Here is a 22,848-nt window from a genome sequence, read left to right as displayed (position 1 = left end):
ACAAAAAAGGGATGTCGAACGAGGTTCGAAATCCCTTGGTCTTGTCACTTTAGGTACTGATCCGGCGGTTTGATTCCTCTGTATCAGGAACTTTACCTCCCGCTACATGGCGTTTACTTACGCGCGTTGCGCACACCTTCCGACAGCGCGGCACACAGGCTCAATACACCATCAATCGCTTGCTGATCATTTTTCGCATTGGCGATGTGATCGATCAGCGCAGAACCCACGACTACCCCGTCAGCCAGGCGCGCGATAGCGGCCGCTTGCTCCGGCGTGCGGATACCAAAACCGATGCTGATCGGCAGGTCGGTATGCCGACGCAGGCGAGTCACGGCTTCTTCGACGTGTTCCAGGGTGGCGGCGCCGGCACCGGTCACACCGGCCACCGACACGTAATACACAAAGCCGGAGCTGCCGTTGAGTACGGTTGGCAGGCGCGCGTCATCGGTGGTCGGCGTGGTCAGGCGGATAAAGTCGATGCCCGCAGCCTGGGCCGGGTCGCACAGCTCGGCGTTATGCTCGGGCGGCATGTCGACCACGATCAGGCCATCAACCCCGGCTTCTTTGGCGTCAGCGATGAACTGCGGCACGCCGTATTTATGGATAGGGTTGAAGTAGCCCATCAATACCAGCGGCGTGTCGTTGTTGTCTTTACGGAACTCGCGAACCATTTGCAGGGTTTTCGCCAGGTTCTGTTTGGCGGTCAGCGCGCGGATATTCGCCAGTTGAATGGCTGCACCGTCGGCCATCGGGTCGGTGAAGGGCATGCCCAACTCGATCACGTCGGCACCGGCGGCCGGCAAGCCTTTGAGGATCGCCAGCGAGGTGTCATAACCCGGGTCGCCGGCGGTGACGAAGGTCACCAGGGCGGCGCGGTTTTGTTCTTTCAACTGCGCAAAGCGTGTGTGCAGGCGGCTCATCAGTGTTTCTCCTGCTGGCTGGATTGCATATGGTGCATCACGGTCTGCATGTCTTTGTCGCCACGACCGGAAAGGTTGACCACCATCAGGTGATCCTTCGGCAGGTTCGGTGCACGCTTGAACACTTCGGCCAGCGCGTGCGCGGTTTCCAGCGCCGGGATAATCCCTTCGAGTCGGCAGCATTTGTGGAACGCGTCCAACGCTTCGTCGTCGGTCACCGAGGTGTACTGAACGCGGCCGATGTCATGCAACCAGGCGTGTTCCGGGCCGATGCCAGGGTAGTCGAGGCCAGCGGAAATCGAGTGCGCGTCGATGATCTGGCCGTCGTCGTCCTGCAACAGGAACGTGCGGTTGCCGTGCAGTACGCCGGGTACGCCGCCGTTGAGGCTGGCGGCGTGTTTGCCGGTTTCGATGCCAAAACCTGCGGCTTCAACGCCGATGATCTCGACGCCGCTGTCATCCAAAAACGGGTGGAACAAGCCCATGGCGTTCGAGCCGCCGCCGATGCACGCCACCAGGCTGTCGGGCAGACGGCCTTCCTGGGTTTGCATTTGGGTGCGCGTTTCTTTGCCGATCACCGCCTGGAAGTCGCGAACCATGGCCGGGTACGGGTGTGGGCCGGCCACGGTACCGATCAGGTAGAAAGTGTCGTCGACGTTGGTTACCCAGTCACGCAGCGCTTCGTTCATCGCGTCTTTAAGGGTGCCAGTGCCGGAAATCACCGGGATCACTTTTGCGCCCAGCAGCTTCATGCGGAACACGTTGGCCTGTTGGCGCTCAATGTCGGTGGTGCCCATGTAGATCACGCAATCGAGGCCAAACCGCGCGGCGACGGTGGCCGTGGCCACACCGTGCATGCCGGCGCCGGTTTCGGCGATGATGCGTTTTTTGCCCATGCGCCGCGCCAGCAAAATCTGGCCGATGCAGTTATTGATCTTGTGCGCGCCGGTGTGGTTGAGCTCTTCGCGCTTAAGGTAAATCTTGGCGCCGCCGCAGAATTCGGTCAGGCGTTCGGCGAAGTACAGCGGGCTTGGACGCCCGACATAGTCGCGTTGGAAGTAGGCCAATTCTTCATTGAAGGCCGGATCAATCTTGGCCGCTTCGTATTCGCGGGCCAATTCAAGGATCAACGGCATCAAGGTTTCAGCGACGTAGCGGCCGCCGAACCCGCCAAACAGGCCGTTGGCGTCGGGGCCGTTGCGAAGGTCGGTCTGGGACTGAGTCATGGGACGCTCCAGGGAAAACGTGAGTAGAGGCAATGAAGGCCACTCTACCCCTGACGCGCTGCGCTGAAAACCGATAAGATCGCCGCAACCTGTCAGGAAAACTCACAGATGAGCCGAGACCTTCCACCACTTAACGCCCTGCGCGCGTTCGAAGCGACTGCGCGCCTTAACAGCGTCAGCCAGGCTGCCGAGCAATTGCACGTGACGCACGGCGCGGTCAGCCGCCAACTGAAGGTGCTGGAAGAGCACTTGGGCCTGAGCCTGTTCGTCAAGGACGGGCGCGGCCTTAAACTCACAGATGCAGGCGTGCGGCTGCGCGATGCGAGTGCCGAGGCGTTCGAGCGCTTGAGGGATGTGTGCGCAGAACTCACGCAAAGCAGTGCCGACGCGCCGTTCGTGTTGGGGTGCTCGGGCAGTTTGCTCGCGCGCTGGTTTATCCCGCGCCTGGGCCGCCTGAATGCCGACCTGCCCGATTTGCGCTTGCACCTGTCGGCGGGTGAAGGCGACCTCGACCCACGCCGCCCGGGTCTGGACGCCCTGCTGGTGTTCGCCGAACCGCCGTGGCCAACCGATATGCAGGTATTTGAGCTGGCCAGCGAACGCATTGGCCCGGTGCTGAGCCCGCGTTTCGCCGGTTACGAACGCCTGCGCCAAGCGCCTGCCTCAGGCTTGTGTGACGAAGCGTTGCTGCACACCACTTCACGCCCGCAAGCCTGGCCCGTCTGGGCGCGGCAACACGGCATCGAACCCGGCGCGTTGAAACAAGGCCAGGGTTTTGAGCATTTGTATTATTTACTGGAGGCGGCGGTTGCCGGTTTGGGCGTGGCCATTGCGCCAGAACCGCTTGTGGCAGAAGACCTGCGCGCGGGTCGCCTGGTCGCGCCGTGGGGTTTCAGTGAAACCCCGGCGCGCCTGGCGTTGTGGCTACCCAAGCGCGCCGCAGACGGGCGCGCGGGTCAACTGGCGCAGTGGCTCAAGGCAGAGCTTTTGCGCCAGCCGGTGTAGCCCGTCAATCAGTCACCGCGTTTGAACAGCAGGTAAGCAGCCACCAGACCCAGCGCGCCAACGGCAACGCCGGCGGTGGTCCATGGGTGCTCTTGTGCGTAATCACGGGTTGCAACACTGGTTTCGCGGATTTTGACTTTGCTTTCTTCGTAGGCATCGCTGATCAGGTGGCGAGAATGCTTGAGTGCGTTCTCGGCATTGCTTTTCAGGGCCTTCAAGGTTTTGCGCGACTCGTCGGATGCATCGTCCTTGAGGCTTTCGAGGGATTTGAGCAGGCTCGAAATCTCGGCTTCCATGCTTTCCAGCGACGCTTTGCGTAAAGAAGTGTTGGCCATTTGGACTCTCCTGAAATGATTGAGTGGCAGGTGTAGATACCGACTGCGGTGATTTCAGAAAGTGCAGTAAATCTGAACTTTTGCGTAGGAAATGTCGCCAGAAGCATTACGAACATCGACTGCTACGCTCACTCAAGACCTCAGGAGAAATGCCATGTCTGATCATCACACCTACAAGAAAGTCGAGCTGGTAGGCTCGTCCACCACCAGCATCGAAGACGCCATCAACAATGCCGTGGCTGAAGCCAACAAAAGCCTCAAGCACCTGGAATGGTTTGAAGTGACTGAAACCCGTGGGCATATCGAGAACGGCAAGGTCGCGCATTATCAGGTCACGCTGAAGGTAGGGTTCCGAATTGCCAGCAGTTGATCCTGCGAGTTGAACTTGCTGACTGGCCGATTGCCATAACCTGCGCTACAACGTTGGGGGGCCGATGCGCTAGCGTCGGCGCGTTCTATTCGATCAGCGTAAGGAAGTAACGGATGAAGAAGTTTCTGTTAGCAGTCGGTCTGTTGAGCATTGCCGGTACAGCCCTGGCGGCGGGCAAGCCATGCGAAGAGCTGAAAAGCGAACTCGCGGCAAAGCTTGATGCCAAAGGCGTTCAGCACTATTCGCTGGATGCTGTGGACAAAGGCACTGCAGGCGCCGATGCCAAAGTTATTGGCAGCTGCGAAGGTGGCACCAAGGAAATCGTCTACAAGCGCGGTTAATCCCGTGTTGCAGACATGAAAAACCGACGCGAGTGCGTCGGTTTTTTTTAGCCTGAGGTTTAGCCCTTCATCACTTGCGCGAGCAGCTCGTAGGAATGAATCCGATCGGCGTGTTCGTACAGGTCGCAGGTAAAGATCAGCTCATCGGCGCCGGTTTGCTCGACCAACACTTCCAGCTTCGCGCGGATTTTTGCCGGGCTGCCCACCATGGCCAGTCCGAGGAAACTGCCGACCGCTTCTTTTTCATGCGGCAACCACAGGCCGTCCATGCTTTTCACCGGTGGGCGCTGTACCAGGCTTTGCCCGCGCATCAACGCGAGAATGCGCTGGTACACCGAGGTGGCCAAGTACTCGGCCTGCTCGTCGGTGTCGGCGGCTACCAGCGGAACACCGAGCATCACGTAGGGTTTGTCGAGCACGGCTGAAGGCTTGAAGTGGTTGCGGTACACGCGAACCGCCTCATGCATCATGCGGGGTGCGAAATGCGAGGCGAAGGCGTAGGGCAAACCGCGTTCACCGGCCAATTGCGCGCTGAACAGGCTTGAGCCCAGCAGCCACACCGGCACGTTGGTGCCGGTGCCTGGCACAGCGATCACCCGTTGGTCTGGCGTGCGCGGCCCCAGGTAGGTCATCAGCTCAGCCACGTCGTCCGGGAAGTCATCCGCGCTGCCCGAGCGCTCACGGCGCAGGGCGCGGGCGGTCATCTGATCAGAACCGGGCGCGCGGCCCAGGCCCAAGTCGATACGGCCGGGGTACAAGCTTTCCAGCGTGCCGAATTGTTCAGCGATCACCAAGGGCGCATGGTTGGGCAACATCACGCCACCGGAGCCGACGCGGATAGTCGAGGTGCCGCCGGCCAGGTAGCCCAGCAACACCGAGGTGGCCGAGCTGGCGATGCCGTCCATGTTGTGGTGTTCGGCGACCCAGAAACGGTTGTAGCCCATCTTTTCGACGTGCTGGGCGAGGTCGAGGGAATTGTGCAGTGACTCTGCCGGACTGCCGTTGGCCCGCACGGGCACCAGGTCGAGGGTCGAGTACTTCACGTCGGACAGCGATTTCATAAGCCTGCTTCTCCAATGGGGGCGCAGGCTTTTAAGTCGAACCAAAACCTGCCGCTTCATGTGCATGCTTTATGAAATGAGGGCATATACCCGAGATTCAATAGCAACTTGGGAAATTTCCTACTGAATTGCTAGGTTTCTCCGACAAGATGAACTTTGCCAGCGCTTCTATCCTCAGAACCCTTACTGAAGCAAAACCACCGTTCGAGGAGAAAGCTATGAGTATCGTTAAAAAAGCATCCGCGCATTGGGAAGGTGATCTGAAGACAGGTCTGGGTTCGATTTCCACCGAAACCGGCGTACTGCGCGACGCGCCTTACGGCTTCAAGGCACGTTTTGAAGGCGGCAAAGGCACCAACCCTGAAGAGCTGATTGGCGCGGCCCACGCGGGTTGTTTCTCGATGGCGTTCTCGATGATCCTGGGCGACGCCGGCCTCAAGGCTGACAGCATCGACACACACGCTGAAGTGACGCTTGACCAGGTTGACGGCGGTTTTGCCATCACCGCGGTGCATTTGATCCTTAAGGCCAAGATCCCGGGCGCGAGCCAGGCGCAGTTCGATGAACTGAGCAAAAAGGCCAAAGAAGGCTGCCCGGTGTCCAAGCTGCTGAATGCTAAAATCAGCCTGGATGCCACGCTGGTTAGCTAACGCGCTCTGAGAAACACAGCAGGTCCAAAGTGGGAGGGGGCTTGCTCCCGATAGCGGTGTACCAGGCAGCCAAGCAGTGGCTGGCCTGCCGCAATCGGGAGCAAGCCCCCTTCTGCATTTAGTTCTGCGTTAAATCAGAACTCGTGTTTCCCGGATGTGGTCCTATAGCCTATGCAGCCTTAGACGCACACCCGTGCGCAATGCATTCAGGGAGCTTCAAAAATGAAACGTTTTGCCTTGGCGATCATCTGCGGTGTATTGGCCACTTCGGCCGTGGCCGCTCCAAAAGATTGTGAAGAGCTCAGGAAAGAGATTGAAGTGAATATCCAGGCCAAGGCGATCCCGTCTTACACCCTGGAAATCATTACTGCCGAAGAAGCCAAGAACCATGACAGCGCGATGATTGTTGGTTCTTGCGAAAACGGCACCAAGCGCATCATTTATCAGAAAAACAGCGACTGATCACAGGCAGTTGACGCTGCGCTCTTGCGCCAGCAACTGACGTGCTGAGTCATACAGCCGAATGTTCGGCGTGAAGGCCAGCGAGCGCCCTTCCAGCACATAGCGCTGGCCGGCCTGGAAATTGTCGTAGTGCAGGGTGATAAAGCAGGTTTGGTCGCGCGTCTGGTCCAGCCCGCCCAAGCCCCCACCCGTGTTGACCTCGAAATCAAAGCGCACCATCAACTCGTGGCTGCCGGGCGGCACCTGAAAAAAACGCCCATCGTCGAGGTTCTTGCCGTCCAGGCGCTGGGCCATCACCAGTTTGGCGCCCGGCGTCGGTGTGGTGAAATCGACCCAAGCCTGGTGTGGATCGACCGGCGGTATCGGGGTCAACGCACAGGCGCTGAGAAACGCGGCGGTGATGGGAAGCACGAGCTGGCGCATGATGGGCACTCAACGGTTGGAAAGAATTGAACCCGGCGCCGAGGGCGGCAGGCTCCGTATGAGTATAAACATGCCGTGCAATGGAAAAACTCCCCGCTGGCAGGCTAGTCTGGCGAGCAAATAACCCAAGAGTGGTCGGGGCATGGTCAGGCGTTTTCTTCCAGGGTTGATGGTGCTGCTGCTCAGCGGCTGTTCCAGCGTCAGTTACTACAGCCAGTTGGCCGGTGGCCAGTGGCAATTGTTGCGGGCGCGGGAGCCGGTTTCCGAGGTTATTGCTGACCCTTCTCGCCCACAGGCGCTGCGTGAGCACTTGGTGCAAGCGCAGAAGGCGCGCACGTTCGCCAGCCAGCACCTGCACTTGCCGGATAACCAGAGTTACCGGTTATACGCAGACATTGGCCGGCCTTACGTGGTCTGGAATGTGTTTGCCACGCAGGAATTTTCCCTGTCGCCCGACACCCATTGCTTCCCGATTGCCGGCTGCGTGGCTTATCGCGGTTATTACAACCAGGGCGCAGCGCGCGGCGAAGCGGCGTTGTTGCAGCAACGCGGTATGGACGTCTCGATTGGCGGCGTCGAGGCTTATTCCACGCTGGGTTGGTTCAACGACCCGATCATGAGTTCGATGATGAGCTGGGGCGATGAGCGCTTGGCCACGCTGATCTTTCATGAGCTGGCGCACCAGCGTTTTTACGTGAAGGACGACACCGAGTTCAACGAGTCGTATGCCAATTTTGTCGAGCAGGAAGGCACCCGCCAATGGCGTGCGGCGCGAGGCCTGGCGCCGATCAGCAATGCCGCGTTGCAGCAGCGTGATCAATTCATCCGGCTGGTACTCGACACGCGTAAACGCCTTGAAAGGTTGTACGCGCAGCCGTTGGCGGTTGATGCGATGCGGCGAGCCAAAGCCGCAGAGTTTGAGCGGTTGCGCAGTGAGTACCGCCAGGTGCGCGATAGCCAATGGGGCGGCGACAAGCGTTATGACGTGTGGGTTAACCAGCCGATGAACAATGCGCGGTTGCTGCCGTTCGGGCTGTATGACCAATGGGTGCCGGCGTTTGCCGCGTTGTTTCGGCAGGAAGGTGGCGATTGGGTGAGGTTCTTTGCGGCGGTGGAGAAGCTGGGTGGGTTGCCGGTGGAGCAGCGTAAGGCGGCGTTGAGGCAGTTGGAGGGTGCTAGCCGTTAGGGCCTTATCGCAGGCAAGCCAGCTCCCACATTGAATCGGTGCACACAGATCAAAATGTGGGCGCTGGCTTGCCTTGCGATAGCGGCATCAGCCGCGCTGCAAAAACGCCTGATGCATCTCATCCAGCGTCTCAAAGTGCCAGGTCGGTGCCTCGGCGCTCAGCTCTTCAAAGCTGCCAAACCCATACCCGACCGCTGCCGAAGCCAGCCCGTTGCTGTGCGCGCCGATCAGGTCGTGCTTGCGGTCACCAATCATCAACGTGGTGGCCGGGTCCAGGCCCTCCTCGCTGATCAAGTGTGCAAGCAACTCGACTTTGTTGGTGTGTGTGCCGTCCAGTTCGCTGCCGTAGATCACCTTGAAGTGCTTGGCAAAATCGAAATGCCGGGCGATCTCGCGGGCAAACACCCACGGCTTGGAGGTGGCCACGTACAACTGACGGCCTTGGCCGTTGAGCGCTTCGAGCAACGGCATCACGCCCTCGAACACGTGGTTTTCATACAGCCCGGTGACCTTGAAACGCTCACGGTAGAAATTCACCGCCTGCCACGCCTTGGCCTCGTCGAAGCCGTAAAACTGCATGAACGCTTGCAGCAACGGCGGGCCGATGAAGTGTTCCAGCTTGGTCAGGTCCGGTTCGTCAATGCCGAGCTTGCCGAGGGCGTACTGGATCGAACGGGTGATGCCTTCACGCGGGTCGGTCAGCGTGCCGTCCAGGTCAAACAGCACGGTTTGATAGGGCAAGCTCATTGGTCGAACCCCTCAGCCAGGTGCAGGTCTTTGAGCTTCACGTAGTTCGCGGCGCTGTAGGTGAAAAACGCGCGTTCTTTGTCAGTGAGTGCGCGGATTTGTTTAACCGGGCTGCCAACGTACAAAAAGCCGCTTTCGAGTGTCTTGCCCGGCGGCACCAGGCTGCCCGCGCCAATGATCACGTCGTCTTCGACCACGACGCCGTCCATCACGATGCTGCCCATGCCGATCAAAATGCGATTGCCGACGCGGCAGCCGTGCAGCATCACCTTGTGCGCGATGGTCACGTCATCGCCGATCAGCAACGGAAAGCCATCCGGGTTGAATGGCCCGGCGTGGGTGATGTGCAGCACGCAGCCGTCTTGCACGCTGGTGCGCGCACCGATGCGGATGCGGTGCATGTCGCCCCGAATCACGGTCAACGGCCACACCGAGCTGTCGGTGCCGATTTCGACATCGCCGATCACCACCGCCGAAATATCGACAAAAGCCCCGGCGCCCAAGGCTGGCGTGTGGTTTTGATAAGTGCGAAGGGTCACGATAGCTTCTCTCTCTGTTGTTGATAGCTGCGGTGGGCATTGATTGTAATTAAGATGGCCCCATCTTTGTTCTTACATGTTTCTTCAGCCAAGGTGCCCACCGTGAGCGCGAACAACCCGCTTCTGCAGTCCTACGACCTGCCGCCGTTCTCGGCGATCCGTGCCGAGCACGTGCAACCGGCCATCGAACAGATTTTGGCCGACAACCGCGTCGCCATCGAAGGCATCCTGCAAAGCCAGGGTAAAAACCCGACCTGGGCCGGGCTGATCCTCGCCATGGACGAGCTCAATGACCGCCTCGGCGCCGCCTGGAGCCCGGTCAGTCACCTGAACGCCGTGTGTAACAGCGCGGAGCTGCGTGAAGCGTACGAAAGCTGCTTGCCTGCGTTGAGCGCCTACTCCACCGAGATGGGCCAGAACCGTGCGCTGTTCCAGGCCTTCGAAGCCTTGGCCAACAGCCCGGAAGCTGCGGGTTTTGACGTGGCGCAAAAAACCATCTTGGAACATTCGTTGCGCGATTTCCGCCTGTCGGGTATCGATTTGCCGCCTGAGCAGCAAAAACGCTACGCCGAAGTGCAAAGCAAGCTTTCGGAGTTGGGCAGCAAATTTTCCAACCAATTGCTCGACGCCACCCAAGCCTGGACCAAACACGTCACCGATGAAACCACCCTCGCCGGCCTGACCGATTCGGCCAAGGCGCAGATGGCTGCCGCCGCCCAGGCCAAAGGCCTCGACGGTTGGCTGATCACGCTGGAATTCCCGAGCTACTTCGCGGTGATGACCTACGCCCAAGACCGTGCCCTGCGTGAAGAACTCTACGCGGCCTACTGCACGCGTGCGTCGGACCAAGGCCCGAATGCCGGCCAAAACGATAACGGCCCGGTGATGGAGCAAATCCTCGACCTGCGTCAGGAGCTGGCCAAACTCTTGGGCTACGCCTCGTTCTCCGAGCTGAGCCTGGCCACTAAAATGGCCGAGTCGAGTGACCAGGTGTTGAGCTTCCTGCGCGACCTGGCCAAGCGCAGCAAGCCGTTTGCCGCTCAAGACCTGCAACAGCTCAAGGCTTACGCCGCCGAACAAGGCTGCGCCGACCTGCAAAGCTGGGACAGCGGTTTCTACGGCGAAAAGCTGCGTGAACAACGTTACAGCGTGTCTCAGGAAGCCCTGCGCGCCTACTTCCCGATCGACAAAGTGCTGGGCGGGCTGTTCGCCATCGTGCAGCGCCTGTACGGCATCGAAATCGCCGAGCAAAAAGGCTTCGACACCTGGCACCCGGATGTTCGCCTGTTTGAAATCAAGGAAAACGGCCAGCATGTCGGCCGCTTCTTCTTCGACCTTTACGCCCGCGCCAACAAGCGTGGCGGTGCCTGGATGGATGGCGCCCGCGACCGTCGCCGCACCGTCGACGGCGTGCTGCAAAGCCCGGTGGCGAACCTGGTGTGTAACTTCACCCCGGCCGACAGTGGCAAGCCTGCGCTGCTGACCCACGATGAAGTGACCACGCTGTTCCACGAATTCGGCCACGGCCTGCACCACCTGCTGACCCGCGTTGACCACGCCGGTGTTTCCGGTATCAACGGCGTGGCGTGGGATGCGGTGGAACTGCCGAGCCAGTTCATGGAGAACTGGTGCTGGGAGCCGGAAGGCCTGGCGTTGATCTCCGGCCACTACGAAACCGGCGAGCCGCTGCCGCAAGACCTGCTGCAAAAAATGCTCGCGGCGAAGAACTTCCAGTCCGGCCTGATGATGGTGCGCCAGTTGGAATTCTCGCTGTTCGACTTTGAACTGCACGCTACCCACGGCGATGGCCGCAGCGTGGCGCAGGTGCTTGAAGGCGTGCGCAATGAAGTCTCGGTGATGCGCCCACCGGCCTACAACCGTTTCCCCAACAGCTTCGCGCACATCTTCGCGGGCGGTTATGCGGCGGGCTACTACAGCTACAAGTGGGCCGAAGTGCTGTCGGCGGATGCCTTCTCGAAGTTTGAAGAAGACGGCGTGCTGAACGCCGAAACCGGTCGCGCATTCCGTGAGGCGATCCTGGCGCGCGGCGGCTCCCAGGCGCCGATGGTGTTGTTCGTCGACTTCCGCGGCCGTGCGCCGTCGATTGACGCACTCTTGCGCCACAGCGGCCTCAGTGAGGACGCGGCAGCATGAGCGAAGGGCCTGTGATCAGCAAAAAGCAATTTATCGCCGGGGCGGTTTGCCCGGCGTGCAGCGAGCCGGACAAGCTGAAAATGTGGACGGAGGACAGCGTGCCGCACCGCGAATGCGTGGCCTGCGGGTATACCGACACGCTGAATGATCAGGGTTTGTCGGTGCCCAAGGAATTGGGCACGCGGGTCAATACCTCGGCGTTGAAAGCGCCGGACCCAAAAGTGCAAGCCGTGCAGTTTTTTCCCAACCCCAAGCTGAAAAAAGACTGACACCGTTCAGGGTGTAAGTACCACTTCAGTGTCTTGCTTTGGCTCAACGCGGCGGCTGCTCGCCGTGTTGAGCCAACTGTTCATCGAGCACAGCGCGAACGCGCTGGTGCTGCAATCGCCATTCGCCAAGGCCGTGCGTAGCTTGTCGGTATCGGCTTTCATCATGTAGCGAACGCCGTCCTTGAAGCCATTGCTGCTGCCAAAGCCGCCCAGGGTCATCTCGTTCAACGCGTCTTCCTTGCTCCAGCCTTGAACCACCACGCGGTACATGGCGGCGATCAGCCCGGTGCGGTCGGAGCCGTGCTTGCAGTGCATCAACACCGCGCCATTGGCTTGTGCGTCCTGGATGGCTCTGAGCGCCGCGAGCACGTCGGAATCGTCGACGTGATTGGTGCGATAAATCAGCTGCACCTGTTTTATGTCCGAGGATTTCAGCCAGTCGCTGTCCGATTCGGGCAAAAAGTTAATCACCGTCGCGATCTTCAGGTTTTCCAATACCGGCACCGCGCTGCTGTTGGGCAGCGCGCTTCGATACAGCGTGGGCGTCATCTGGTGCAGGTTGAACTGGTTGCCCACCGGCTGGGCCCATTCAGGGGAGCGCAGTGAGCCGGCGTCATCGGCGTGTGTGGCAGCGGTGGTGAACAGCGTCATGAGTGCCACGCCGAGGGCAGGCAGCAATCGAATCGAGAACATGCGCGTTGTGACCGAATAGGGAAGTGGTTGATAGGCGACAGCTTCGCCTACCGCCGGTCAACGGCGCGTGAGGGGCTCGTCAAAGAATCGTGAATAACCTGGCGTCGGTGTTTTTGCGACTGAATCGATTCTTCAAATCCTTAGCCTGCTATCATTTGTAACTATTGATTGCCGGTGTGTTCTATCCCTTTGGATCCCATTTCCAGGCAAGCCTTCACGCTGCTCCCAGAAGCGGCTGATAAACCCGTGACCACATGATGAGGTGCACCCATGTCTGATCAAGATCAAGACAACCCCCGGCGCGACTTTTTGCGCAAATCCTTGACCTTGATCCCGGTGGTCACGGTTGCCAGCACCGGCCTTGGCGGCTCGCTGATGATGGCCACGCCAGCCCCGGCCCAAGCTGCCACCGCCAAGCCAGCCGTCAGCGACAACGCCTACGAGCCGAGCTACTTCACCGCCGAAGAGTGGGCGTTTATCAATGCCGCCGTTGCCCGTTTGATCCCGGCTGACGCCCAAGGCCCTGGCGCCCTGGAAGCGGGCGCGCCGGAATACATCGACCGCCAGATGAACACGCCGTACGCCAGCGGTGCCCTGTGGTTCATGCAAGGCCCGTTCAACGCCGATGCGCCGCCGGAGATGGGCTGGCAGAGCAAACTGGTGCCCAAAGAGATTTATCGACTGGGCATTGCCGCCACGGACTTATGGTCGAAAGCGTTCAACGGTAAAGCTTTTGCTGCGCAAGACAGCGCTACCCAGGAAGACATGCTGCGGCGTCTGGAAGCTGGCGGCAGCGAAGTGAGCGCGCATTTTGCGGCGGTGCCACCGAAGATGTTTTTCAACTTGCTGCTGCAAAACACCAAGGAAGGCTTCTTCTGCGACCCGATTCATGGCGGCAACAAAGGCATGGTCGGCTGGACCATGATCGGCTTCCCCGGCGCCCGCGCCGATTTCATGGACTGGGTTGAACGCAACGAGCAATACCCCTTTCCGGCTGTTTCCATTCGCGGCGAGAGGGCATAAACGTGGCAACCATCATGAAAAAAGTCGACGCGGTGATCGTGGGCTTCGGCTGGACCGGCGCGATCATGGCCAAGGAGCTGACAGAAGCTGGCCTCAACGTGGTAGCGCTGGAGCGCGGCCCGATGCAGGACACTTACCCAGACGGCAACTACCCACAGGTCATCGACGAACTGACCTACAGCGTGCGTAAAAAACTCTTCCAGGACATTTCCAAAGAGACGGTGACCATTCGCCACAGTGTGAATGACATCGCCATGCCCAACCGCCAGTTGGGCGCTTTCCTGCCGGGCAACGGCGTAGGCGGCGCAGGCCTGCACTGGTCGGGCGTGCATTTTCGCGTCGACCCTATCGAGCTGCGCATGCGTAGCCACTACGAAGAGCGCTACGGCAAAAATTTCATTCCCAAAGACATGACCATCCAGGACTTCGGCGTGAGCTATGAGGAGCTGGAGCCGTTTTTCGACTACGCAGAAAAAGTCTTCGGCACCTCCGGCCAGGCCTGGACCGTCAAAGGCCAGCTCGTTGGCGAGGGCCGTGGCGGCAACCCGTACGCGCCGGATCGCTCCAACCCATTTCCGCTGCAAGCGCAGAAAAACACCGTCTCTGCACAGTTGTTTCAGAAAGCCGCTACCGAAGTCGGTTACAAGCCCTACAACCTGCCATCGGCAAATACCTCGGGGCCGTACACCAACCCCTACGGCGCGCAGATGGGCCCGTGCAACTTCTGCGGTTTTTGCAGCGGTTATGTGTGCTACATGTACTCCAAAGCCTCGCCGAACGTGAACATCTTGCCGGCGCTGCGTCAGGTGCCGAATTTTGAGCTGCGGCCCAACTCCCATGTGCTCAAGGTCAACCTCGACAGCACCAAAAGCAAAGCTACCGGCGTGACGTACGTGGATGCCCAAGGCCGCGAATGCGAGCAGCCGGCTGACTTGGTGATTCTCGGTTCTTTCCAGTTCAACAATGTGCGCCTCATGCTGCTGTCGGGCATTGGCAAGCCTTACGACCCGATCAGCGGCGAAGGCGTGGTGGGCAAGAACTTCGCCTACCAGAACATGGCCACCATCAAGGCCTTCTTCGACAAAGACACCCACACCAACAACTTCATCGGTGCCGGCGGCAATGGCGTGGCTATCGATGACTTCAATGCGGATAACTTCGACCACGGGCCGCACGGCTTTGTCGGCGGTTCGCCGATGTGGGTCAACCAGGCGGGCAGCCGGCCGATTGCCGGTACCTCCAACCCGCCGGGCACGCCGGCGTGGGGCAGTGCCTGGAAACGCGCGACCGCCGATTACTACACCCACCAGGTGTCGATGGACGCGCACGGTGCGCATCAGTCCTACCGCGGCAACTACCTGGATCTGGACCCGGTTTATCGTGATGCCTACGGCATGCCGTTGCTGCGGATGACGTTCGACTGGCAGGAAAACGACATCAAGATGAACCGCTTCATGGTCGACAAGCTGAGCAAGGTCGCCGAAGCGATGAACCCCAAGGCCATCGCCCTGCTCGGCAAGCAGGTGGGTGAACACTTCAACACCGCGTCCTACCAGACCACCCACCTCAACGGTGGCGCGATCATGGGCACCGACCCGAAAACCAGCGCGTTGAACCGCTACCTGCAGTGCTGGGATGTACACAACGTGTTTGTGCCTGGCGCGTCCGCCTTCCCACAAGGCTTGGGTTACAACCCTACGGGCCTGGTGGCGGCGTTGACCTATTGGTCGGCTCGCGCGATCCGCGAGCAGTACCTGAAAAACCCCGGCCCACTGGTTCAGGCATAAGGAGCGATGACCATGAAAACACTCGTTATCGCTGCCATGGCGTTGCTCAGCAGTTGCTCGGTAAGCGCCGCCGACACCGACGTGATCAAGCAGGGCGAATACCTGGCCCGCGCCGGTGACTGCGTGGCCTGCCACACCGCCAAGGGCGGCAAACCGTTTGCTGGCGGCCTGCCAATGGAAACCCCGATTGGCGTGATCTATTCCACCAACATCACCCCGGACAAGACCGGCCTGGGCGACTACAGCTTCGAAGACTTCGACAAAGCCGTGCGCCATGGCGTCGCCAAAAGCGGTAGTACGCTTTACCCGGCGATGCCCTACCCGTCTTACGCACGCGTCAGCGACAGCGACATGCAGGCGTTGTATGCGTACTTCATGAAAGGCGTTGAGCCGGTTGCCCAAGAGAACAAGGCGAGTGATATTCCCTGGCCCTTGAGCATGCGTTGGCCGTTGGCGGCCTGGCGTTGGATGTTTGCCCCGGCGGTGGAAGCGCAGCCGGTGCAGGCCGCCGCCGACCCGGTGATCAGCCGTGGTGCGTACCTGGTGGAAGGCCTCGGCCACTGCGGCGCCTGCCACACCCCGCGCGCACTGACCATGCAGGAAAAAGCCCTCAGCGCGACGGACGGCGACGCGTTCCTGTCCGGCAGCGCGCCACTCGAAGGCTGGATCGCAAAAAGCCTGCGCGGCGACCACAAAGACGGCCTTGGCAGTTGGAGCGAAGAGCAACTGGTGCAATTTCTCAAGACCGGTCGCAGCGACCGCAGCGCGGTGTTCGGCGGCATGAGCGATGTGGTGGTGCACAGCATGCAGTACATGTCGCAAGACGACCTGACCGCAATCGCGCGTTACCTCAAGAGCCTGCCGGCGGTTGATCCCAAAGACACGCCGCACCAGTACGACAAGCAGGTCGCCGAGGCCTTGTGGAAGGGCGATGACAGCAAGCCCGGCGCGTCGGTGTATATCGACAACTGCGCGGCGTGCCACCGCACCGACGGCCACGGCTATACGCGGGTGTTCCCGGCGCTGGCGGGCAACCCGGTGTTGCAGACGGCGGATGCGACCTCGCTGATCAACATTGTGTTGAACGGCGGCACCTTGCCGGCCACCCACACCGCGCCGTCAACCTTCACCATGCCGGCCTTTGCGTGGCGGCTGTCGGACCAGGAAGTGGCGGATGTGGTCAGTTTCATTCGCGGCAGTTGGGGCAATCAAGGTGCGCCGGTGAAAGCCAGTGACGTGGCGGATCTGCGCAAGAGTGATATGCGCACCACCTCGGGTGATGACCTTGGCCAAGTGACGCAAAAGCACTGAGCCTGCACTGACCGCCAAACGGCACTGGTCAGACACCTCGCGCCTCGATACTGTTTATAAAAACAGTATCGAGGCGTTTTCATGTCTACTCCGCTGCCGCCCCGCGGCCGGGGCACCGCGACTAATCTGCACAACCGTTTTGCGCCCACCGTCAGCGTGGCCGAAGACGACGGCTGGTATCAGGAAGTGCCGCCGACCCAAGGCACTGAAGTGCGTATCGAAACGGCCAAGACCATCATCACCCGCAACACCTCGCCGGATTTGCCGTTTGATCGGTCGATCAACCCCTATCGCGGCTGCGAGCATGGCTGCATCTACTGCTATGCGCGGCCCAGCCATGCCTATTGGGATATGTCGCCGGGGCTGGATTTCGAGACCAAACTGATCGCCAAGACCAACGCGGCCGAGGTGCTGGAACAGCAACTGTCGAAGCCGGGTTATGTGTGCGCACCGATTAATCTTGGCGCCAATACCGACCCCTACCAGCCCATCGAGCGCGAATACACGATCACCCGGCAAACCCTCGAAGTGCTGCTGCGCTACCGGCACCCGGTGACCATCATCACCAAGGGCTCGCTGATATTGCGCGACCTTGATTTACTCACCGAGTTGGCGCGCCAGCGTCTGGTGGGCGTGATGATCAGCCTCACCAGCCTGGATGATGAACTCAAGCGCATCCTGGAGCCGCGCGCGGCGGCGCCCAAGGCGCGGTTGCGGGCGATTCGGGTAATGCGCGAGGCCGGTATTCCGGTGGGCGTGCTGTGTTCGCCGATGATCCCGATGATCAACGACAGTGAGCTGGAAAGCCTGCTGACCGAAGCGCACGCCGCCGGTGCGCAAAGTGCGGCGTACATGATGCTGCGCCTGCCGTTGGAGGTGGCGCCGCTGTTTGAGGAGTGGCTGGCAGCGCATTACCCGCAGCGCGCGGCGCATGTGATGAGCCTGGTGCGCCAGGTGCGCGGTGGTGAGGTGTACGACAGCCGTTTCGGCGTGCGCATGCGTGGCGAGGGGCCTTTTGCGGATTTGTTGGCGCAGCGCTTCAGCAAGGCAATCAAGCGCCTTGGGCTCAATCGGCGGGAAGGCTTTAACCTGGATTGCGCGGCGTTTTGCCCACCGGGCAGGCAATTGGCTTTGTTGTAGACTGGCGGCGAGGAACGCAGCGTCCGTGTAGGAATAGTCGCGTTTTGATATTACTGAAACGCCCATTCTAGAGCGGTTCATTCAGTTTGAGTTAAGTTTCGGCGGTTACCTTGTTCTGCGAGTGACTGATGAGTCGGCGCCTGAATGTGGGAAGTTTTACAACTAATCCACTAGCCGGGCGTCGAACTTTTTTGAACACTCCCCCCTGCATTAATCAAGAGGATGAATCATGAGTGACAAGGATAAACAGCCGTTGGCTGCGTCGGCTTCAGCCCCTCAGGTGGCGGAATCCGCCGATGCAGCGTTAAAGCACATCGTTGACGGCTTTTTGCATTTTCATCACGACGTCTTCCCCCAGCAGGAAGAGCTTTTCAAGAAACTCGCCACGGCCCAGAGCCCACGGGCGATGTTCATCACCTGCGCCGACTCGCGCATCGTGCCCGAGCTGATCACCCAAAGCTCCCCGGGCGACCTGTTCGTGACGCGTAACGTGGGCAACGTGGTGCCGCCTTATGGCCAGATGAACGGCGGTGTTTCAACGGCCATCGAGTACGCGGTGCTCGCCTTGGGCGTACAGCACATCATCGTTTGCGGGCACTCCGATTGCGGCGCCATGCGCGCGGTACTCAACCCTGCCAGCCTTGAGAAGATGCCGACGGTAAGGGCCTGGCTGCGGCATGCCGAGGTCGCCAAGTCGATGGTCGAGGACAACTGCGACTGCGCCAACGAAGGCGAGAGCATGAAGGTGCTGACCGAAGAAAACGTCATCGCCCAGCTGCAACATTTGCGCACCCACCCTTCTGTGGCTTCGCGCATGGCCAATGGCCAATTGTTTATCCACGGTTGGATCTACAACATCGAAACCAGCGAAATCCGTGCTTACGATGCGGATCAATCGGCGTTCCGATCTCTAAGCGGCGACGGGCCGATTCCTTCCGCGACGCCTAAAGCGCGCTTCTAACACACTTCCCTGCCGGGTAAAGCGGCGGCTGCCATGGATGCAGCCAGGCTTTGCCGCGCCCGGCGAATGCCTCGGGAGAGTCATCATGCGTGCTGCTCAATTGAAAGCTGTACTGCCACGGGAGCTGCTCGCCTCCGTGGTTGTGTTTCTGGTCGCCCTGCCCCTGTGCATGGGCATCGCCATTGCCTCCGGTATGCCGCCGGCCAAGGGTTTGATCACCGGCATCATCGGCGGTTTGGTGGTGGGCTGGCTGGCCGGTTCGCCGCTGCAAGTCAGTGGCCCGGCCGCCGGTTTGGCGGTGTTGGTGTTCGAGCTGGTGCGCCAGCACGGCATGATGATGCTTGGCCCAATCTTATTGCTGGCGGGGTTCCTGCAACTGGTGGCGGGGCGTTTGCGCCTGGGCTGCTGGTTCCGTGTCACCGCGCCGGCGGTGGTGTACGGCATGCTGGCGGGGATCGGCGTGTTGATTGTGCTGTCGCAGGTGCATGTAATGCTCGACGGCGCGCCCAAACCGTCGGGGCTGGATAACCTGGCGGGCTTCCCGGCCGCGCTGGCCGAAGCGATTCCGAGCCTCGGCGGTGGCATTGGCTGGCAAGCGGGTTTGCTCGGGTTGTCGACGATGCTGGTGATGTACCTGTGGGATAAATTGCGCCCGCAAAAATTGCGTTTCGTGCCCGGCGCCTTGTTGGGCGTGGGTTTGGCGACGATTACCAGCCTGGTGCTGGCGTTGCAGGTCAAGCGCGTGGAAGTCCCGGAAAACCTCGCCGATGCCATCGATTGGCTGCGCCCCAGTGACCTGTTGAACCTGGCGGACCCGCAACTGCTGATCGCCGCGTTCGCCGTGGCGTTTATTGCCAGCGCCGAGACGCTGCTGTCGGCGGCGGCGGTCGACCGTATGCACAGCGGTCAGCGCTCCGACTTCGATAAGGAATTGTCTGCCCAAGGCGTGGGCAACATGCTCTGCGGCCTGGTGGGTGCGCTGCCGATGACCGGCGTGATCGTGCGCAGCTCGGCCAACGTGCAGGCCGGTGCCACCACGCGACTGTCGGCGATGTTCCATGGCCTGTGGCTGCTGGGCTTCGTGCTGTTGCTGTCGAGCGTGTTGCAAAGCATCCCGGTGGCGAGCCTGGCGGGTGTGCTGGTGTACACCGGCATCAAGCTGGTGGACATCAAGGCGTTTCGAGGGCTGGGCCGCTATGGCCGCATGCCGATGTTTACCTACGCCGCCACGGCACTGGCCATTGTGTTTACCGACTTGCTGACCGGTGTGCTGTTGGGCTTCGCGCTGACGCTGGTGAAGCTGGCCTTCAAGGCTTCGCGACTGAAGATCAGCCTGATCGACCTGCCTCAAGAGGGCGAAATGGAGCTGCGCTTGACGGGCGCGGCGACCTTTCTGAAAGTGCCGGCGCTGACTCAAGTATTGTCGACGGTGCCGGCGGGCACCACGGTGCATGTGCCGCTGAACAACTTGAGTTACATCGACCATTCCTGCCTGGAGTTGCTGGAGGAATGGGGCCGGGCGAATTCGGCCAAGGGCTCGAAGCTGGTGATTGAGGCGCGAGGCTTGAAGCGTCGCCTGGAAGGGCGTGTGCGCACGACCGTGGGGATTGGTTCGGCACCGTCCATTCGCTGACAACACACGCATAAAAACAGGGGAGGAGCTGTGCTCCTCCCCTGTTTTTTTGTGTTGGGTTTGCGATTTAAGCTGGCTGATCCAGCGCCAGCTCAACCCCCAACTGCCGCGACAGGCATGGCCAGCGCTTCCATGCCGCTTCGGTTTGCGGGCTCTTCAACTGCTCGCGATAGGCTTCGACCGACTCCAGCGCGAAGCTGTCATCGTTGAGCATCTCGTCCACCGCCAAGTGCACGGCTTCATCCAGCTGATTGGCAAACTGCTCGCCGATCAATTGGTGGGCAATCAAGTTGGCCACAGTGGTGTCCGCCGGAATCAACGGCTGGCCGAAATGCTTGATATACAGGTCATTAACCTCTTCTACCAAACGATGGGCCAGGTAAGCCTCGTCCAGCAGGCCGTCGAGGCCTTTATGGCCGGCCAATATCGCTGGCGGTTGCAGGAAGAAATGCTCGGCGATTTGAAGTACAGGCTTGATCTGGCTCTCGATACCGGCTTCGCGGGCCACGTCGTTCGCAGCTTCGAGCAATTGCGGTACGAGTTCGATATAGGCAGTCACAAAGCGGGTCATGACTTGGGTGCGATCACCGTCAGCCAGGGAGATGGCCGCATGCAGGTGTGGCAATTGTTTTTCCAGTTGCCGCGCAAGCTGGCCCGTGCTGGCTTCGTGTTGATGGGCACGGGAAATCTGCTCGCGCAATGCGGCGGTGTTCATGAAGGCTCCAGTGGTGCAGGCGTAGGGAGTGGAGAGGATAAGGTAGCTCGGTTAAACGAGCACCCAAGATGCATTTGTCATAATTATTTCATGCTTATACGCGGGCGTTATATCGAATTGCGATAGATCGCCGCAGAAACGATTCCGCAGCCCGATTTACATGGCCTCAACGCCGATATTTAACTGATTTACCCCACACATTGCGGGGTTTCAGGCGCTGTCTATACTCGGGTTATTACGCAATTAGCTAACAATGGGTGACCGTCATGGCTGACTCCGTACCCATCAAACGGCTAGTGACGCGCTTGCTGATCCTGGGAGTGGCGATGTTCGCCGTCGGCTTCGCCCTGCTGCCGATCTACGCCGTGATGTGCAAAGCCTTCGGCATCCAAGGTTTTGCTGCCGGGCAGTACGAGGGCCAGCAGGTGGTGGACGCCACACGCCAGGTGCGCGTGCAATTTATGTCGACCAATGCCGTTGGCATGGTCTGGGAGTTCCACTCCAAAGCTGATGAGGTGGTGGTCAACCCCGGCGCGGTCACCGAGATGCTGTTCGTGGCCTACAACCCCACCGATAAGGCCATGACGGCGCAGGCGGTGCCGAGCATTTCCCCGGCCGAAGCGGCGGTGTACTTCCACAAGACCGAGTGCTTTTGCTTCACCCAACAAGTGCTGCAGCCAGGTCAGCGCATCGAGATGCCGGTGCGCTTCATTGTCGATCGCGACATGCCTGAAGAAGTGAAGCATTTGACCTTGGCGTACACGTTGTTCGATGTGACTGCGCGGCAACCGCCCGCACCAGCTCGTACCGGCGGCTAGCGACGGCTTGCAGGCTGAATCAGTAAAATTAATACATTCCAACTCATGATACGTACTACGTACCAGTGCAAGGCGGATGGCCAATAGTTGCCCCGTTTGGCCTGTTGGTCACCGTGTACGGCTTGCGTGTGCGCTGGTATTGGGCGGGCGGTTCCTGCAATGGGTCTGGGTGCTGTACCGTGGCGCTCAGCCGCACGCGGCGATCAACACCTTCAAGTACTCAATCTGGTATCTGTTGCTGCTGTTTATCGCCCTGCTCATCGATCACTACTTATTGTTGAACCTATGACTCGAACTCAAAAAACCGTGTTTATTCTGGTGGCCATCGTCGCGTTGATCATGGGCCTCACCGTCTACAAAGTGCTGAATGGCAAAAGCCAGGGCGACCCGACCGCGCTGATCGACGCCGGCATCATACTGCTGCCGCAAAGCCGTCAATTGCCGTCCGTGACCATGACCAATCAGGATGGCCAGCCGGTACTGGTCAACGCATTGAAAGGCAAATGGAGCTTGCTGTTCTTCGGCTACACCTTCTGCCCGGACATCTGCCCGACCACCCTCGCCCAGTTGCGCCAGATCAAGAGCGAGTTGCCCAAAGAGGCTGTGGATAAGTTGCAAGTGATCCTGGTCAGCGTCGACCCGAACCGCGACACGCCGGCTCAGCTCAAGCAATACCTGGGCTACTTCGACCCGCAATTCCAAGGCCTGACCGGCGCGAACGTCAGCGATGTGCAGAAGGTCTCGAATGCGCTGAGCATCCCGTTTATTCCGGCGGATACCAGCAAGCCTAACTACACCGTCGACCACAGCGGCAACCTCGCGCTGATCGGCCCGGACGGCACGCAGCGCGGGTTTATCCGAGCGCCGCTGAACAACCAGAAGCTGGTGCTGCAACTGCCGGTTTTGCTGAAGCGTCAGTAAGCCCGTAAGCACTGATCGGCAAATGTGGGAGGGGGCTTGCTCCCGATGGCGGTGGACCAGTCGACTTATGCATCGACTGACCTGCCGCTATCGGGAGCAGACCCCTCCCACATTTTTGATTCTCCAGTAATCTCCACTGATCTCCAGTAGTCCGG

The 22,848-nt window shown here is 60.1% G+C and carries 25 protein-coding genes and 1 pseudogene; 17 read left to right on the top strand and 9 right to left on the bottom strand.

The window, feature by feature from the left end; genetic code table 11:
• Positions 1-113: 113 nt before the first annotated feature.
• Together trpA and trpB are read right to left on the bottom strand one after the other, a co-directional pair.
• Positions 114-923 carry a tryptophan synthase subunit alpha gene (gene trpA / locus F0169_RS20985; protein ID WP_152747520.1) on the bottom strand — a complete coding sequence of 270 codons (810 nt, stop codon included), beginning with the start codon at positions 921-923 and terminating at the stop codon, positions 114-116.
• On the bottom strand, positions 923-2,149 hold the full coding sequence (trpB, locus tag F0169_RS20980) for a tryptophan synthase subunit beta (RefSeq protein WP_152747519.1): 1,227 nt from the start codon (positions 2,147-2,149) through the stop codon (positions 923-925). The genes trpA and trpB overlap by 1 nt, the downstream gene beginning before the upstream one ends.
• A gap of 108 nt (positions 2,150-2,257) precedes the next feature.
• On the opposite strand from trpB, the gene F0169_RS20975 reads away from it, so the two are divergent.
• Complete coding sequence (locus F0169_RS20975; RefSeq protein WP_152747518.1) at positions 2,258-3,154, top strand: LysR family transcriptional regulator; 897 nt, start codon at positions 2,258-2,260, stop codon at positions 3,152-3,154.
• 8 nt (positions 3,155-3,162) lie between these two features.
• Here the strand turns inward: F0169_RS20975 and F0169_RS20970 are convergent, their stop codons facing one another.
• Complete coding sequence (locus F0169_RS20970; RefSeq protein WP_058414578.1) at positions 3,163-3,489, bottom strand: ElaB/YgaM/YqjD family protein; 327 nt, start codon at positions 3,487-3,489, stop codon at positions 3,163-3,165.
• Between the two features lie 154 nt (positions 3,490-3,643).
• Here F0169_RS20970 and F0169_RS20965 point away from each other — a divergent pair, with 154 nt between their 5' ends.
• Positions 3,644-3,859 (top strand): dodecin, encoded by a 216-nt coding sequence (locus F0169_RS20965; RefSeq protein ID WP_058414579.1) that lies wholly within the window; start codon positions 3,644-3,646, stop codon positions 3,857-3,859.
• A gap of 113 nt (positions 3,860-3,972) precedes the next feature.
• Positions 3,973-4,200, top strand: coding sequence for a DUF1161 domain-containing protein (locus F0169_RS20960; protein WP_058414580.1), 228 nt, complete (start codon positions 3,973-3,975; stop codon positions 4,198-4,200).
• Positions 4,201-4,259: 59 nt separating this feature from the next.
• Here F0169_RS20960 and F0169_RS20955 read toward each other — a convergent pair whose 3' ends face one another.
• Positions 4,260-5,261 (bottom strand): LLM class flavin-dependent oxidoreductase, encoded by a 1,002-nt coding sequence (locus F0169_RS20955; RefSeq protein WP_152747517.1) that lies wholly within the window; start codon positions 5,259-5,261, stop codon positions 4,260-4,262.
• A 218-nt stretch (positions 5,262-5,479) separates the two neighbouring features.
• Here F0169_RS20955 and F0169_RS20950 point away from each other — a divergent pair, with 218 nt between their 5' ends.
• Both F0169_RS20950 and F0169_RS20945 read left to right on the top strand, forming a co-directional pair.
• Positions 5,480-5,911 (top strand): OsmC family protein, encoded by a 432-nt coding sequence (locus tag F0169_RS20950; RefSeq protein WP_058414582.1) that lies wholly within the window; start codon positions 5,480-5,482, stop codon positions 5,909-5,911.
• 222 nt (positions 5,912-6,133) lie between these two features.
• On the top strand, positions 6,134-6,373 hold the full coding sequence (locus F0169_RS20945) for a DUF1161 domain-containing protein (protein ID WP_056860983.1): 240 nt from the start codon (positions 6,134-6,136) through the stop codon (positions 6,371-6,373).
• Here the strand turns inward: F0169_RS20945 and F0169_RS20940 are convergent, their stop codons facing one another.
• Positions 6,374-6,796, bottom strand: coding sequence for a PA0061/PA0062 family lipoprotein (locus tag F0169_RS20940; protein WP_058414584.1), 423 nt, complete (start codon positions 6,794-6,796; stop codon positions 6,374-6,376). It abuts the gene before it with no gap.
• Between the two features lie 142 nt (positions 6,797-6,938).
• Between F0169_RS20940 and F0169_RS20935 the strand changes: the two genes are divergently transcribed.
• Positions 6,939-7,982: an aminopeptidase gene (locus tag F0169_RS20935; RefSeq protein WP_152747516.1), complete on the top strand. Its 1,044-nt coding sequence runs from the start codon at positions 6,939-6,941 to the stop codon at positions 7,980-7,982.
• A gap of 87 nt (positions 7,983-8,069) precedes the next feature.
• On the opposite strand, the gene F0169_RS20930 is transcribed toward F0169_RS20935, so the two are convergent.
• Both F0169_RS20930 and F0169_RS20925 read right to left on the bottom strand, forming a co-directional pair.
• A complete protein-coding gene (locus F0169_RS20930; protein ID WP_152747515.1) occupies positions 8,070-8,729 on the bottom strand; it encodes an HAD family hydrolase in 660 nt (219 codons plus the stop codon).
• Positions 8,726-9,268, bottom strand: a complete 543-nt coding sequence (locus F0169_RS20925) for a gamma carbonic anhydrase family protein (protein ID WP_172979504.1) — start codon at positions 9,266-9,268, stop codon at positions 8,726-8,728. Before F0169_RS20925 ends, F0169_RS20930 begins: the two co-directional genes overlap by 4 nt.
• A gap of 102 nt (positions 9,269-9,370) precedes the next feature.
• Here F0169_RS20925 and prlC point away from each other — a divergent pair, with 102 nt between their 5' ends.
• Complete coding sequence (gene prlC, locus F0169_RS20920) at positions 9,371-11,422, top strand: oligopeptidase A (RefSeq protein WP_058414588.1); 2,052 nt, start codon at positions 9,371-9,373, stop codon at positions 11,420-11,422.
• Positions 11,419-11,691, top strand: a complete 273-nt coding sequence (locus tag F0169_RS20915; protein WP_058414589.1) for a YheV family putative zinc ribbon protein — start codon at positions 11,419-11,421, stop codon at positions 11,689-11,691. Before prlC ends, F0169_RS20915 begins: the two co-directional genes overlap by 4 nt.
• A gap of 6 nt (positions 11,692-11,697) precedes the next feature.
• On the opposite strand, the gene F0169_RS20910 is transcribed toward F0169_RS20915, so the two are convergent.
• On the bottom strand, positions 11,698-12,384 hold the full coding sequence (locus tag F0169_RS20910; protein ID WP_152747513.1) for a dual specificity protein phosphatase family protein: 687 nt from the start codon (positions 12,382-12,384) through the stop codon (positions 11,698-11,700).
• Positions 12,385-12,654: 270 nt separating this feature from the next.
• Between F0169_RS20910 and F0169_RS20905 the strand changes: the two genes are divergently transcribed.
• The 6 genes from F0169_RS20905 (at position 12,655) to F0169_RS20880 (ending at position 20,239) form a co-directional block, all read left to right on the top strand.
• Positions 12,655-13,407: a gluconate 2-dehydrogenase subunit 3 family protein gene (locus F0169_RS20905; protein ID WP_058414591.1), complete on the top strand. Its 753-nt coding sequence runs from the start codon at positions 12,655-12,657 to the stop codon at positions 13,405-13,407.
• 2 nt (positions 13,408-13,409) lie between these two features.
• The gene (locus F0169_RS20900; RefSeq protein ID WP_058414592.1) at positions 13,410-15,194 is read left to right on the top strand and encodes a GMC family oxidoreductase; all 1,785 of its coding nucleotides are present in this window, start codon (positions 13,410-13,412) and stop codon (positions 15,192-15,194) included.
• Positions 15,195-15,206: 12 nt separating this feature from the next.
• The gene (locus F0169_RS20895) at positions 15,207-16,505 is read left to right on the top strand and encodes a cytochrome c (RefSeq protein ID WP_152747511.1); all 1,299 of its coding nucleotides are present in this window, start codon (positions 15,207-15,209) and stop codon (positions 16,503-16,505) included.
• Positions 16,506-16,586: 81 nt separating this feature from the next.
• A complete protein-coding gene (locus F0169_RS20890) occupies positions 16,587-17,645 on the top strand; it encodes a PA0069 family radical SAM protein (RefSeq protein ID WP_099236551.1) in 1,059 nt (352 codons plus the stop codon).
• A 229-nt stretch (positions 17,646-17,874) separates the two neighbouring features.
• Entirely contained in the window at positions 17,875-18,606 is a 732-nt protein-coding gene (locus F0169_RS20885; RefSeq protein ID WP_058414595.1) for a carbonic anhydrase, read from the top strand.
• 85 nt (positions 18,607-18,691) lie between these two features.
• Positions 18,692-20,239 (top strand): SulP family inorganic anion transporter, encoded by a 1,548-nt coding sequence (locus F0169_RS20880; protein ID WP_058414596.1) that lies wholly within the window; start codon positions 18,692-18,694, stop codon positions 20,237-20,239.
• Between the two features lie 67 nt (positions 20,240-20,306).
• On the opposite strand, the gene F0169_RS20875 is transcribed toward F0169_RS20880, so the two are convergent.
• The gene (locus F0169_RS20875; RefSeq protein WP_152747510.1) at positions 20,307-20,954 is read right to left on the bottom strand and encodes a hypothetical protein; all 648 of its coding nucleotides are present in this window, start codon (positions 20,952-20,954) and stop codon (positions 20,307-20,309) included.
• A gap of 266 nt (positions 20,955-21,220) precedes the next feature.
• Here F0169_RS20875 and F0169_RS20870 point away from each other — a divergent pair, with 266 nt between their 5' ends.
• The 3 genes and pseudogenes from F0169_RS20870 (at position 21,221) to F0169_RS20860 (ending at position 22,693) form a co-directional block, all read left to right on the top strand.
• Complete coding sequence (locus F0169_RS20870) at positions 21,221-21,772, top strand: cytochrome c oxidase assembly protein (RefSeq protein WP_152747509.1); 552 nt, start codon at positions 21,221-21,223, stop codon at positions 21,770-21,772.
• 121 nt (positions 21,773-21,893) lie between these two features.
• Positions 21,894-22,061 (top strand): annotated as a pseudogene (locus tag F0169_RS20865) (heme o synthase); the annotation flags it as partial.
• Complete coding sequence (locus F0169_RS20860; RefSeq protein ID WP_152747508.1) at positions 22,058-22,693, top strand: SCO family protein; 636 nt, start codon at positions 22,058-22,060, stop codon at positions 22,691-22,693. The pseudogene F0169_RS20865 and the gene F0169_RS20860, both read left to right, overlap by 4 nt.
• Positions 22,694-22,848 lie beyond the last annotated feature (155 nt).

This window comes from Pseudomonas kitaguniensis (assembly GCF_009296165.1).
Lineage (GTDB): Bacteria > Pseudomonadota > Gammaproteobacteria > Pseudomonadales > Pseudomonadaceae > Aquipseudomonas > Aquipseudomonas kitaguniensis.
Note: the sequence above shows the minus strand (reverse complement) of the source record. Positions and strands in the feature narration are given on the sequence as shown.